The organism is Clostridium sp. AUH-JLR23 (assembly GCF_964238065.1).
Classification (GTDB): Bacteria; Bacillota_I; Bacilli_A; order Erysipelotrichales; family Coprobacillaceae; genus Allocoprobacillus; species Allocoprobacillus merdigallinarum.
Map to the genome: position 1 here is coordinate 148,069 of NZ_CAXSKY010000001.1, position 13,826 is coordinate 161,894.

Below are 13,826 nucleotides of genomic sequence, written 5' to 3' on the forward strand. Positions count from 1 at the left end.
TTATAATGATGTCAATCCGTTGAAGAAGATTAAATAGTCAAAATCTAATAGAGAGTCTGTGGTTGGTGGAAACAGATAGAGGAAGCTATGGGACACTTTGGAGGAAGTTATGAAAGTAACCGTGAGTCGCGTTAAGACAGAGAGGGCATACATTGTATGAACTAAGGTGGTACCGCGTTAATAACGTCCTTAGATAGGGCGTTTTTTTATTTTTAAAGGAGGATAGAGATATGGCCTATAAAGCACCAAGAGGAACAGTAGATATTTTACCTGCTCAATCTGGAAAATGGCAGGAATTAGAACAATTATTAAGAACAATTTGTGCAAATTATAATGTAAAAGAAATAAGAACACCTATTTTTGAACATACAGAATTATTCAATCGTGCGGTTGGTGATACAACAGATGTTGTATCTAAGGAAATGTATACTTTTGAAGATAGAAAAGGTCGTTCTATGACGTTAAGACCAGAAGGAACAGCTGGTATTGCGAGAGCTTATGTAGAAAATAAACTTTATGGAATGCCTGAAAAATTACAGAAAGTTTATTATATGGGTCCAATGTTCAGATATGAAAGACCACAAAACGGTAGACAAAGACAATTTCATCAATTTGGTGTAGAGATGTTAGGAGTTGAATCACCATATGTTGATGTAGAGTGTATGTTGATGGCTGTGACAGTTGTGAAAGCTTTAGGATTAAAAAATATTCAATTACACATCAATACTTTAGGTGATCAGGAATCTCGTGATGCTTATCGTGAAGCTTTACAAAATCATTTTCAACCTGTCTTAAATGAGTTATGCCATGATTGTCAGGTACGTTATGAAAAAAATCCATTACGTATCTTAGATTGTAAGGTTGATAAAAATCATCCTATGATGAAAACAGCACCAAAAACAATTGATTATTTAACTGATAATGCAAAAGCGCATTTTGAAAAAGTTTGTGCTTTATTAGATGATTTAGAAATTGATTACGTTGTTGATCCTAACTTAGTAAGAGGATTAGATTATTATTCACATACAGTTTTTGAAATTATTTCTGATGATCCAAAGTTAGGAGCTGGTTCGACAGTTGGTGGAGGAGGTCGTTATAACGGCCTTGTAGAAGAATTAGGTGGACCACAAACACCTGGTGTTGGCTTTGCTTTTGGAATGGAAAGATTAATGATTGCTTTAGGTGATGATCATGAAGATGAAGAAGGTTTAGATGTCTATATCATGCCTTTAGGTAGCGAAGCTAAAGATTTGGCTATGCAGATTATGACAATGCTTCGTGCTAATGGATTTACTTGTGATATGGATCAATGTGATCGTGGGTTAAAAGGGCAATTTAAATCTGCTGATCGTTTCCACGCTCATTTTTCAATGATTATTGGAGATGAAGAAGTTCAAAAAGAAGTCGTGAATATGAAATGTAATCATACAAAAGAACAAGTGGAAGTTCCATTAGAAAATATTGTAGAATTTATTGAAAATCATTATGAAGGAGATCATGATCATGAATAGAACACATAACAATGGGGAATTAAGAATTGAAAATGTTGGTCAACAAGTCGAATTAATTGGTTGGGTTGCCAAGAAAAGAAATTTAGGAGCTTTGGTTTTTGTTGATTTAAGAGATCGTTATGGAATCACTCAGGTGATTTTTGATGAATCTTTTGAAGAAAGATTAAAAGAAGTGAAAAATGAATATATTTTATCTGTTCAAGGTACAGTGATTGAAAGATCTTCTAAAAATCCAAAGATTCCTACAGGTGATATTGAAATTCAGGCAAGTGCTTTTACAATTATTAACACTGCAAAATTAACACCTATGATTGTGGCTGATGAAACAGATGCTTTAGAAGAAACAAGAATGCAATATCGTTATTTGGATTTAAGACGTCCTGTGATGCAAAAAAATATAATGACAAGACATCAAATCACAAGAAGTATTAGAGAGTATTTAGATCATTTAGATTTTATAGATATTGAAACACCTTATTTAAACCGTTCTACACCAGAAGGTGCAAGAGATTTCTTAGTGCCTTCACGTGTTCATAAAGGATCTTTCTATGCTTTACCACAGTCACCTCAATTGTTTAAACAATTATTAATGGTATCTGGATTTGAAAGATATTACCAGATTGCACGTTGTTTTAGAGATGAAGATTTACGTGCTGATCGTCAAATTGAATTTACACAAGTCGATGTTGAAATGAGCTTTATGTCAACTGATCAGATTCTAGAAATTGGAGAAGGTATGATCAAAAAATTAATGAAAGATGTCAAAGGTATTGATATCGAATTGCCTTTAAGACGTTTGACTTGGCATGAAGCTATGGAAAGATATGGAATTGACAAACCTGATACACGCTTTGGATTAGAGCTTGTGAACTTGAATGATGTTGTCAGTGATGTGGATTTTGCAGTTTTTAAAAATGCTTTGGAAGCTGGCGGACATGTGAAAGGAATCAATGTTGTTGGTGAAGCAGCCAATTTTTCTCGTAAAAAAATTGATCAATTAACTGAACTTGCGAAAACTTATAAAGCTAAAGGTTTAGCATGGTTAAAGGTGACAGATGATGGCGTACAGGGACCAATTGCTAAATTCTTTACTGAAGAACAATTAGAAAAATTATTATCAGCTATGAATGCGCATAGTCAGGATTTATTGTTATTTGTTGGAGATGTTAAATATGAAGTTGTTTGCGATTCTTTAGCTGCTATTCGTAACTATTTAGGAAAAGAATTAAAATTATATGATCCTAATACTTTTGATTTCTTATGGGTTGTTGATTTCCCAATGTTTGAATATGATGATGAAACACAAAGATATTATGCAAAACATCATCCATTCACAAAACCAAAAGATGAAGATTTAGATAAATTAGAAACTGATCCAGAACATTGCTTAGCTGATGCTTATGACATTGTTTTAAATGGCTATGAATTAGGTGGTGGATCACAAAGAATTTATGATCAAAGTGTTCAAGAAAGAGCATTTAAAGCTTTAGGATTCACTCAAGAACAAATTGATGCGCAATTTGGATGGTTTGTAGAAGGATTACAATATGGAACACCACCACATGGAGGATTTGCTTTAGGGTTAGATAGAATTGCCATGTTACTTTGTGGTTGTGATTCTTTAAGAGATGTTATTGCCTTTCCTAAAAATACAAGTGCAACTTGTCCAATGTCAAAAGCACCGACACCAGTGGCAGATGCACAATTAGGAGAATTAGGAATCGGGGTGAAAGAATATGAATCAGACAAGAGTGAATAATGTTTTAAATGAAATGAGTCAAAGAGGAATGGATCATTTGATTATCAGTGATCCTAGCTCTATCAATTATTTGATTGGTTATGATAATCATCCAGGAGAAAGAATGTATGCATTGGTTTTATCATTAGATGGAAATCATACATTGTTCTTAAATCATTTGTTTTATTTAGATCAACAATTAGATTTAAATATTATCTGGTATGATGATACAGAAGATGGACCAGCTAAAATTGCTGAAGTTTTAAAAGATGCTCATTGTGTAGGTGTAGATAAAAACTGGGAAGCTAGATTCTTAATGAGAGTTATGGAACTGGCTAACGAAGAATGTTGTTTTGAACTAGGTTCAATCTGTGTTGATTATGTCCGTATGCATAAAGATGAAGAAGAAATTGAACTTATGCGTAAAGCGAGTCAATTAAATGATCAGGCTATTGATCAGGTGATTCAGTTATGCGCCAAAGGGACATTGACGGAAAAAGAAGTTGGACAACAGTTGGATGGTATTTTTCAATCATTAGGATGCAGTGGGAATTCTTTTGATCCAATTGTTGGCTATGGACCTAACGGGGCAGATGGACATCATGGTTGCGATGATTCAAAGTTAAAACCAGGAGACAGCATTGTCATTGATATGGGTGGTATTTATCAAGGATATTGCAGTGATATGACAAGAACTGTTTTCTATAAAGAAGTATCTGATAAACAAAGAGAAGTTTATGAATTAGTCAAAAAAGCTAATGAAGCAGCTGAAGCTATGATTAAACCAGGTGTGAGACTATGTGACATTGATAAAACAGCAAGAGATATTATCAGTGAAGCAGGTTATGGACCAAACTTTAATCATCGTTTAGGTCATTTTATTGGTAGAGATGTTCATGAATACGGTGATGTGTCTGCTGCTTTTGATATGGAAGTAGAACCAGGAATGATTTTTTCAATTGAACCAGGTATTTATATTCAAGGTGAATTCGGTGTTAGAATTGAAGATTTAGTTTTAGTCACTGAAGATGGCTGTGAAGTTTTAAATCACTATTCAAAAGATTTAATGATTATTGGTTAGAGTGAAAACTCTAGCCTTTTTGTTTAGTGTTAAAGAAGGAAAATATAAAAATATTATAAAAATGTACATTTTTGATTCAAGTAGTATATTTTTTGAGTTTATATATAAAATAAAAAGAAGTCGCTAATAAAAACGAGAATAGTAGCGACTATCACAAACACAATATAATAATTAATTCAATATACGAAAAAGTTAAAAGTAATAATAAAAAGTTATAATTGTTCAACTAGAAACTCGTGAAATTGCTTTTTGAGTTTTAGTTGATGAGCACGGCTGATTGGAATGGGTTGTTGGTTATTTAAAATGACGTGTGTTCTTTTTATTTCACTGACATAATATGCATTGATAATATAACTGTTATGTGTACGAATAAATTGTAAAGGTAATTGTTCTAATAGATCTTTGATTTTTTGTGCTGTCTTAATTGTTTCATGAACTGTATAAATATATGAGTATCTTTGAATTCTTTCAATATACATAATATCATTTAATAGAATAATTTTGGTTTTATCTTTTAAAGATATGGTTAATACTTTTTGTGATTCTATAATTTGATGAATAGCTTTTTCAATAGCCATGGGAAGTCTTTTCTTTGATTCAGGTTTATATACAAAATAACAATGATTTGTTTCATAAACTTCTGTTGCTTTTTCTAAATAGGAACTGATAAAGATAATTTGAAAATTTTTATGTAATTGATTTAATTCTTTTGCCAGTTCAATGCCACTATGATTTTTTAATAAAATATCTATAATAATAATGGAATGGTCAGGGAATTGATTCATATGTAAAAGAACATCATGTATATCAAGAAATGTTTGTATTTGAAATTGATGATTCATGGTGTTGATAATGTCTTGAATGTATTGAATATGTTCTTTCATGTCATCAATAATAATAATGTTTTGCATTCCAAATCGCCCCTTCAAACAGATTAATATAATATTATCATATTTTGAAGAGGTAGAATCTACAGAAAATGACATAAAGTTTGTTAAAAATGAAAAAGCTATAAAATCTTTATGATTCTATAGCTTCCCATTATTATTCTTGGGCGTTAGAGTTTTCTTTATATTTTTCACTCATTAAACCATCTTCACCACTATAACTTGCCTGTTGATTTTGGTTATAGCCTTTATACTGATTTTGTCTTTGTTTGTTTTTAGATTTTTTGTGACTCATAATTTCTCCTTTCTTTCTATTGACATCTTTAGTTTGTGCCAAAATATAAAAAATATGAAAAAATAATTAGATAGAGAATACTTTTTTTAAAATTTATGCTAGAATAAAAGGCGAGGTGAAGAGAGTTATGTATTATTTTATTGGTATTAAAGGTTCAGGTATGGCATCACTTGCAACAATTTTATTTGATTTAGGTTATGAAGTTGCTGGAAGTGATATTGATAAATATATTTTTATTGAAGAAGATTTAAGAAAAAGAGGAATTCCAATCTACTCTTTTGATAAAAATAATATTAAAGATGGTTATGAAGTGATTATTGGTAATGCGTTTGATGATTCTAATGAAGAAGTTAAAGAAGCACTAAGTAATCCTAATGTCAAAACACATACTTATTATGATTTTTTAGGTCATTTAATGGATCAGTATATTTCTATTGGTATTGCAGGAACACATGGAAAGACAACAACAACTGGTATGGCTTATCATTTGTTTAAGGAATTTGATAAGACTTCTGTTTTAATCGGTGATGGAACAGGACATGCTGTTGAAGACAGTAAATATTTTATTGCAGAAACATGTGAATATCAGGATCATTTTTTACATTATTATCCAACTTATGCGATTATTAATAATATTGAAATGGATCATGTTGATTATTTCAAATCTATGGAACAATATGAAAAATCATTTGAACAATATGCAAATCAAGTTAAAGATACAGTTATTATCTGGGGTGATGATCCACATTTACCACATCTTCATTATCAAAAACGTGTTCTAAAATTTGGAACAGGTGAAAATAATGATGTTATTGCTAAAAATATCATTAATAATGATCATGGACTATCATTTGATGTTTATATTCATAAAGATTTATTTGGACATTTTGCTTTGCCATTTTATGGAATGCATATGCTTTATGATTCATTAGCGGTTATTACTTTAGGATATTTAGAAAATATGAGTGCTGAATATATCCAAGAACGTCTTTCTACTTTTGATGGTGTAAAACGTCGTTATACTGTTAAGACAGTTGGGAATAATATTTATGTGGATGATTATGCACATCATCCAACAGCAATCCGTTATGTCATTGAAGCAACACGCTCACGTTATCCACATAAAAAGATTGTTGCCATCTTTCAACCAGATCGTTTTTCAAGGGGATTACGTTTTGCCAAAGAATTTGCTGAAGCAATGGATTTAGCAGATTATCCTTTCTTTGTCCATTTTCCAGAAAATGCGAAGAAAGAACCTGGTATTGATATAGACATTTATGACATTGCAAAATACAATCCACGTGCTCAGGTTATTCATGAAGATGAAGCTGCTGTGAAGCTTTTAAGTCAATATGATAATGTTGTTTATCTATTTATGAGTAGTAAAGATATTTATAAATTAGAAGATCAAGTTATTGCTTATAAACAATCGCAGTAAGGGTTATCTTTTAATCATGTTATATTTATGCTATAATATGGTAAATTGGCAGAAAGGAGAACTTATGGATGCAAAATTAGTATGCTATTGCATTTTGATATTATCTGGGGCTTTTGCACTTTTGAGCTTAGGTCTATTATTAATAAGAATGTCTTTAGCTGTCAAAGAAACAACGGTTTTAATGACAATGTTAGAAACAACCATTCAAAAAGTTGATCATATTTTAGATGATGTCAATAATAAAATGAATATGCTCAATGCACCTGTTGAATTGGTAAGTGGAATTTTTTCAAAAGGTGGTATGAAATCTGGGTTATTTGGGGTTTTAGGATTTTTAACTTCGTTTTTAAGAAGAAAAAAATAGAAAGAGAAAGGTGATTAGAATGAAATTTGGAAAGTTTTTAGTTGGTTTAGGTATTGGTGCAGTCGCTGGATTGTTATTGGCACCTAAAAAAGGTAGTGAATTAAGAGAAGATATTAAACGTGAATCTTTAAAAGCTTATGATAATTTAAAGAATATGACAAAAGAAGATCTTGAAGCTATGTTAGGTCAAACAATTGAAACAGTTAAGAAATCTGTAGATGAATTTGATATTGATACATTTAAAGCAACAACAAGAGATAAACTTAATGAATTGGAAGCAAAATTAGAAGATTTTGCTGCAAAAGTAAAAGATAGTGACCAGTATTTAACGATTCGTGATGGAGTTGTTGATTTAACACAAAAAGTCAATGATAAAATAGAAGAAGTCAAAACAAAAGTTTTAGATTCATCTGTAGATGATGATTATTTAGAAGCTTTTGAAAATGAAATCGAGAATGTTGAAGAAAAATTAGATGAAATGATTGAAGAGATTAAAGATTAATCATGGGAAAAAATGTAACAATTTATGATGTTGCTAGAGAAGCTGGTGTTTCTCTGGCAACAGTTTCACGTGTTATTAACGGTTCGAGTGTTGTGAAACCTAAAACACGTGATAAAGTCCTTGAGGCTATTCAACGTTTAGATTTCAAACCCAATCAGATTGCCAGAGGTCTTGCAACAAGTAAGACAACAACGATTGCTATTGTTTTTCCACAATCATTATTTGCTCATGTGAAAGATATGATTGGTGGAATAGGTGATACAAGTCGCCGTTTAGATTATAATGTCAGTATTTATACAACAGATGAAATTGGAGATGGCAATCCTATTGAAACTGTTATTGAAAAAGTTGTGAAATCACGTGCAGATGGTGTGATTTTATTTAATAATGAAGAAATCGAAAAGGAAATTGCTTTAGTTAATAAATATAAAATACCTGCAGTTGTTATTGGAACAAGTGTTACTGGGAAATATATGGGATCTATTTTTGCTGATGCAAAAAAGATTGCATATGAGGTTGTTGATAAATATTTGGCACAGGGAAAAAGTGATATTTTGTTTGTGTCACCTAAGCAGAATTTAATCAACATAGAAGAAATGATTACTGGAATTCAGGAAGCTTATCAAAAATATGATTTGGTTTTTGATGCAACAAAACAGGTCGTACATACATCATCACATTATGAAAAAAGCTATCCACAATTTTTAGAGTATTTTAAAAATCATCGACATGATCTTGTGTTTACAAGTTATGATAAGGAAGCTGTTGCTGTTGTGAATGCTGCAATTGACAATGGAATTAAAATTCCTGATGAAATGGAAGTTATTGGTATGATGAATACAAGCTATGCTTTGATTTGTCGTCCTTCATTAACATCTATTCATGTTCCTGTGTATGATATGGGGGCATTAGCTGTAAGATTGCTAACAAAAATACTTAATGATGAAGAAATTGAAAACAAAGCTGTTGTCATTCAACATTTATTGATGCCACGTGCTACAACAAAGAAAGACTTCTAATTGATTTAGAAGTTTTTTTCAAAGGGGAATCTTATGTATATCAAACAATTCTTTATAGATTTAAAGTTAAATATATGTTTTGTCTGTAAATGGTTATGGATTGCTTTTGTTTTGGGTATTGTCTGTGGTATTGTAGGAGCATTATTTCATATTTCTATTGATTATGTTACTGATTTTCGTTTGTCGCATTCATGGATTGTATGGGGATTGCCAATTGGTGGTGTTTGTATTGTCTATCTTTATCGTCTGGTTCATTTATCTCACGAACCAGGAACAAATACGATTATTCAATCTATTCGCCAACAGGAAAAAGTTCCTGTTTTATTAGCACCAGCGATTTTTTTAGCTACTATTATTACCCATTTGTTTGGAGGTTCTAGTGGAAGAGAAGGAGCTGCATTACAAATTGGTGGTTCACTAGCAACATCTTTTGGAAAAATAATTCATGCTGATCAGCGTGAAATGTCAATGCTGATTATGTGTGGTATGAGTGCAGTCTTTTCAGCTTTATTTGGAACTCCATTAACTGCGACACTTTTTTCCATGGAAGTTGTTAGTGTCGGTGTATTTTATTATGCGGCATTAGTTCCATGCTTATGTAGTAGTTTGATTTCATTTGGAATTGCACAACTTTTTGGATGTCAGCCAACTTTTTATCAGTTATCAATTCCTTTTCAATTAACACCAATTATGAGTTTAAGATTAGCTATTTTTGCATTTATTATTGCTGCTTTTTCCATTGTATTTGTATTAATGATGCATTATAGTCACAAATGTTTTCATCAATATTTTCATAATCCATATATACGAGTTATTATAGGATCATTCATGTTGATGATTTTGGTTTTCTTTTTTCAACAAAGATATTTAGGAGCTGGAATGGAAATTGTTGCAGAAGCTCTTTATCATCAGGCTCTACCATATGATTTTTTCATGAAAGCTATTTTTACTGCCATTACTATTGGCTGTGGTTTTAAAGGTGGAGAAATTGTTCCAACTTTTGTGATTGGTTCAACTTTAGGATATGTATCAGCTTTATTATTGGGCATTGATCCTCATCTAGGGGCTGCTATTGGAATTGTTGGTATGTTTTGTTGTGTTATTAATTCACCACTTACAAGTCTCATGTTAGGGGCTGAAATGTTTGGTATTCAATATTTAACAGCAATGGCTATTGTTGTTGCATTATGTTATGTTTTATCAGGATATTTTAGTTTGTATCAAGCACAAAAAATTGTATATTCTAAAACTTCAGTTGAATTTATCAATCAAAATGCAAAGTAAAAATTTTAAGTTGACTTCGACTTGAAAATCGCATATTATATATTTAAGCGTTGAAGAAGACAAGTAATTATAAATGGATGTTATAGAGAGTCTATGATTGGTGGAAATAGATCATTGTTTATAATGAATACACTTTGGAGCAGCTAAATGAAAAGTTTAGCCGGTGGCAACATCGTTATCAATAAAGAGCGTATGCTTAATGCATAAATAAAGGTGGTACCGCGAGAATTCGTCCTTTTGATGAATTCTTTTTTTATTTTATAAGGAGGATATATGTTATGAAAATTTATGATGAATTAGTATGGCGTGGTTTAATTAAAGATGTTAGCTCGCCAGATATTGAAGAAAAATTAAATAATGGAGGAATGACTTTTTATATTGGTACTGATCCAACTGGTGATAGTTTACATATTGGACATTTCTCATCATTTTTGATTAGTAAACGATTAAAGGATGCCGGACATAATCCTATTTTATTAGTAGGTGGAGCTACAGGTTTGATTGGAGATCCTAAACCTGATACTGAAAGACCAATGATTACTAAAGAAGAAGTACAACATAATTTTGAATGTCTAAAAAAACAGGCTCAGGATTTATTTGGGTTTGAAGTTGTGAATAATTATGATTGGTCAAAAGATTTAAACTTCATTGATTTTTTAAGAGATTATGGTAAATATTTTAATGTCAACTATATGTTGAATAAAGATATTGTCAAAAGAAGATTAGACTTAGGAATTACATATACTGAATTTTCTTACATGATTATGCAGGCCATGGATTTCTATTGGTTATATGAAAATAAAGGTTGCCAAATGCAGGTAGCTGGACAAGATCAATGGGGAAATATTACTGCTGGTATTGAATTGATTAGAAAGAAAACAGGGAAAGAAGCTTATGGATTTACAATGCCTTTGCTTACTAAATCTGATGGTACGAAATTTGGAAAAACAAACGGTCATGCCATTTGGTTAGATCGTAAAAAAACATCACCATATGAAATGTATCAGTTCTTTATTAATTCAGAAGATGATAAAGTCATTGATTACTTAAAATTCTTAACTTTCTTATCTAAAGAAGAAATTGAAGAATTAGAAGAAAAGAATAAAACACAGCCTCATTTAAGAGAAGCACATAAAGCTCTAGCAAAAGAAGTGATTACATTTATCCATGGTGAAGAAGCATATCAGGAAGCTTTGGATATTAGCCAAATGTTATTCTCTGGTAAAATTCAAGATTTAACATTAGAACAAGTTCAGTCATGCTTCCATGGTGTTCCTAGTATAGATATGGAAGAAGATACACAAATTTTAAATGCTTTAGTTAAAGTAGGGGCTGCTTCATCAAATCGAGAAGCACGTCAATTTGTTACAGGTGGTTCTGTTCTTGTCAATGGAGAAAAGATTACAGATGTAAGCTTTGTTATTCAAAAAGAAAATGCTTTTGGAAAACAGGCAACTGTTATTAGACGTGGTAAGAAAAATTATTATGTCATTAATCATAAATAGGAGGATAGGATGAAAAAAATATTAGGAAGTTTCATGACATTAGTTATGCTTTTGGGTTGTTCATCACAAAGTCAAGAAACACAAAATAGTGATACTCAAAATCAAACTGCTGTAGCTCAAAATGGCGATTATGTGAATATTGATTTTGTAGGAAAAATTGACGGTGTAGCTTTCAATGGTGGAAGTGCAGAGGGTTATGAGTTAAAATTAGGTTCTGATACCATGATTGATGGTTTTGAAGATGGAATTGTTGGGATGAAATTAGATGAAGAAAAAACAATTACTGTAACTTTTCCTGAAAACTACACTGCAGAGCTTGCAGGAAAAGAAGCAACATTTGATATTACTTTGCATAAGATTTATCGTGAAATTCAATAAATTTGAGTCTAATGACTCATTTTTATATTTCACAGATGAGGAGGTTTTGAAATGGATGGAATATTGTTAGTTAATAAACCGGCAGGTATGACAAGTCATGATGTTGTGAATCGTATTAGAAAGATTCTTCATGCAAAAAAAGTTGGACATTGTGGGACATTGGATCCTGATGCCACAGGTGTTCTGGTTTTGTGTATTGGCAAAGCAACAAAGGCTTTACAATTTTTAATGAGTGAAACAAAAGTTTATCAGGCTACACTCTTTTTAGGAACGGCTACTGATACATACGATAGTAGTGGTCAAATTATGGAAGAAAAAGCCTTTCATGGTGTAAGAGATGTTGAAGAAACTTTACAGTCTTTTATTGGAAAGCAACAACAAATTCCGCCTATTTATTCGGCTATTAAAGTGCATGGTAAAAAATTGTATGAATATGCCAGAAATCAGGAACATGTAGATATTCAACCTCGAACTATTATGATTGAAAAAATAGAGTTAATTTCCCAACAAGATCAATCCATAACATTTCAGGTAAAATGTTCCAAAGGCACATATATTCGTTCATTGTGTGTAGATATAGGAAAAAAGTTGGGCTATCCTGCACATATGACTCATTTAATACGTTTAGCTTCAGGAGAGTTTTATCTTGAAGACTGTTATAGTTTAGAAGATATTGAACAAGGACATTATCAGTTCATGAGTTTAGAAGATGCATTTCAACAATTTGAACATTATTACATTGATGATGAAAATATTGTTTATCATGGTAAAAAAATAAAGAGTGATATTGATCATCAGGTTGTTGTATGTAATCAAAATCATAAGGTTTTAGCGGTTTATGGACCTGATGGTGAAGGATATTTAAAAAGTATAAGAGGGCTATTTTAATGGAAATCATTTATTTAAAAGAAGATATGCAATTACATATGACAGACTCTATTGTAGCAGCAATTGGTTTTTTTGATGGTTTACATGTAGGGCATATGGCACTTGTTGAAGAAGTGAAACGAGTTGCAGACACAAAGCATTATCATAAAGCTTTAATAACTTTTGATCATTATCCACTTTATGTATTAGGAAAGTTAAAAGAAGAAAAATGTCTGACTTCCATTGATGATCGTTATGAAATTCTTAAAAAAAGAGGATTTGATTATTTGTTTGTGATTGAATTTACACCCAAGGTTGCTGCTTTATCGCCTCAAGAATTCATACAGAAATATCTTATTGAATGTGGTATCAAGCATGTAGTCTGTGGTTTTGATTTTCGTTTTGGTGCAAAAAATCAGGGTGATGCGAAAACATTGCAGGAATCTTTTGGTTTTAATGTCAGTGTTATAGATGAAGTCATTTATAAAGGAGAAAAGATTTCTTCAACACGTATTCGACAGCATCTAGAAAATGGACAAATGAAAGATTTAAATGAATTATTAGGACGTCAATACTGTGTACATGGTCAGGTTATCCACGGTAGACATATTGGACATGAAATTGGTTTTCCAACAGCTAATATTGATTATGGTTCTTATTTTTTACCTTGTGGTGGTGTCTATGCTGTTAAAGTGATTATCAATCAAAATACCTACATGGGAATGTGTAATATTGGATATAATCCCACTTTTCAACCATTAGATAAAGCTTCTTTAGAAGTTCATATTTTAGATTTTAATCATGATATTTATGGAAAAGAGATTTACGTAGAATTTTATGATTTGATACGTAAGGAAAAACCATTTCATTCTAAAGAAGAACTCATTCAACAACTTTATAAAGATCGTGAATATGTCAGAGAATATTTTTCTCAAATAGCAAAGGAGATTAATTGAT

General features: G+C 31.3%; 14 protein-coding genes and 2 other annotated features. Of the genes, 12 read left to right on the forward strand and 2 right to left on the reverse strand.

Annotated elements, in window-relative coordinates; translation table 11 throughout:
• Positions 1-10 precede the first annotated feature (10 nt).
• Positions 11-194, forward strand: a binding site (T-box leader).
• A 36-nt stretch (positions 195-230) separates the two neighbouring features.
• The 3 genes from hisS to ACESR5_RS00825 are packed head-to-tail and all read left to right on the forward strand — an operon-like array spanning position 231 to position 4,330.
• The gene (gene hisS / locus ACESR5_RS00815) at positions 231-1,511 is read left to right on the forward strand and encodes a histidine--tRNA ligase (RefSeq protein WP_087245500.1); all 1,281 of its coding nucleotides are present in this window, start codon (positions 231-233) and stop codon (positions 1,509-1,511) included.
• Entirely contained in the window at positions 1,504-3,270 is a 1,767-nt protein-coding gene (gene aspS, locus ACESR5_RS00820; protein ID WP_373153786.1) for an aspartate--tRNA ligase, read from the forward strand. The genes hisS and aspS overlap by 8 nt, the downstream gene beginning before the upstream one ends.
• A complete protein-coding gene (locus ACESR5_RS00825; protein ID WP_373153787.1) occupies positions 3,248-4,330 on the forward strand; it encodes a M24 family metallopeptidase in 1,083 nt (360 codons plus the stop codon). The genes aspS and ACESR5_RS00825 overlap by 23 nt, the downstream gene beginning before the upstream one ends.
• Before the next feature lie 212 nt (positions 4,331-4,542).
• On the opposite strand, the gene ACESR5_RS00830 is transcribed toward ACESR5_RS00825, so the two are convergent.
• Both ACESR5_RS00830 and ACESR5_RS00835 read right to left on the reverse strand, forming a co-directional pair.
• Positions 4,543-5,241, reverse strand: coding sequence for a LytTR family DNA-binding domain-containing protein (locus ACESR5_RS00830; protein ID WP_289527854.1), 699 nt, complete (start codon positions 5,239-5,241; stop codon positions 4,543-4,545).
• A 133-nt stretch (positions 5,242-5,374) separates the two neighbouring features.
• Positions 5,375-5,512 carry a hypothetical protein gene (locus tag ACESR5_RS00835; protein WP_158094005.1) on the reverse strand — a complete coding sequence of 46 codons (138 nt, stop codon included), beginning with the start codon at positions 5,510-5,512 and terminating at the stop codon, positions 5,375-5,377.
• A gap of 127 nt (positions 5,513-5,639) precedes the next feature.
• Here ACESR5_RS00835 and murC point away from each other — a divergent pair, with 127 nt between their 5' ends.
• The 9 genes from murC (at position 5,640) to ACESR5_RS00880 (ending at position 13,825) form a co-directional block, all read left to right on the forward strand.
• Positions 5,640-6,950: a UDP-N-acetylmuramate--L-alanine ligase gene (murC, locus tag ACESR5_RS00840; RefSeq protein WP_087297564.1), complete on the forward strand. Its 1,311-nt coding sequence runs from the start codon at positions 5,640-5,642 to the stop codon at positions 6,948-6,950.
• A 64-nt stretch (positions 6,951-7,014) separates the two neighbouring features.
• On the forward strand, positions 7,015-7,314 hold the full coding sequence (locus ACESR5_RS00845) for a hypothetical protein (protein WP_191341003.1): 300 nt from the start codon (positions 7,015-7,017) through the stop codon (positions 7,312-7,314).
• Positions 7,315-7,333: 19 nt separating this feature from the next.
• The gene (locus ACESR5_RS00850) at positions 7,334-7,816 is read left to right on the forward strand and encodes a YtxH domain-containing protein (protein WP_087245509.1); all 483 of its coding nucleotides are present in this window, start codon (positions 7,334-7,336) and stop codon (positions 7,814-7,816) included.
• A gap of 2 nt (positions 7,817-7,818) precedes the next feature.
• The gene (locus tag ACESR5_RS00855) at positions 7,819-8,835 is read left to right on the forward strand and encodes a LacI family DNA-binding transcriptional regulator (RefSeq protein WP_373153789.1); all 1,017 of its coding nucleotides are present in this window, start codon (positions 7,819-7,821) and stop codon (positions 8,833-8,835) included.
• A gap of 33 nt (positions 8,836-8,868) precedes the next feature.
• Complete coding sequence (locus ACESR5_RS00860) at positions 8,869-10,119, forward strand: chloride channel protein (protein WP_373153791.1); 1,251 nt, start codon at positions 8,869-8,871, stop codon at positions 10,117-10,119.
• 41 nt (positions 10,120-10,160) lie between these two features.
• Positions 10,161-10,359, forward strand: a binding site (T-box leader).
• Between the two features lie 38 nt (positions 10,360-10,397).
• Positions 10,398-11,624 carry a tyrosine--tRNA ligase gene (gene tyrS, locus ACESR5_RS00865; RefSeq protein ID WP_087245561.1) on the forward strand — a complete coding sequence of 409 codons (1,227 nt, stop codon included), beginning with the start codon at positions 10,398-10,400 and terminating at the stop codon, positions 11,622-11,624.
• A 9-nt stretch (positions 11,625-11,633) separates the two neighbouring features.
• The gene (locus ACESR5_RS00870) at positions 11,634-12,002 is read left to right on the forward strand and encodes an FKBP-type peptidyl-prolyl cis-trans isomerase (protein WP_373153793.1); all 369 of its coding nucleotides are present in this window, start codon (positions 11,634-11,636) and stop codon (positions 12,000-12,002) included.
• A 51-nt stretch (positions 12,003-12,053) separates the two neighbouring features.
• Complete coding sequence (gene truB, locus ACESR5_RS00875) at positions 12,054-12,890, forward strand: tRNA pseudouridine(55) synthase TruB (RefSeq protein ID WP_373153795.1); 837 nt, start codon at positions 12,054-12,056, stop codon at positions 12,888-12,890.
• Positions 12,890-13,825 (forward strand): bifunctional riboflavin kinase/FAD synthetase, encoded by a 936-nt coding sequence (locus tag ACESR5_RS00880; protein ID WP_087936559.1) that lies wholly within the window; start codon positions 12,890-12,892, stop codon positions 13,823-13,825. The genes truB and ACESR5_RS00880 overlap by 1 nt, the downstream gene beginning before the upstream one ends.
• Position 13,826: the final 1 nt, after the last annotated feature.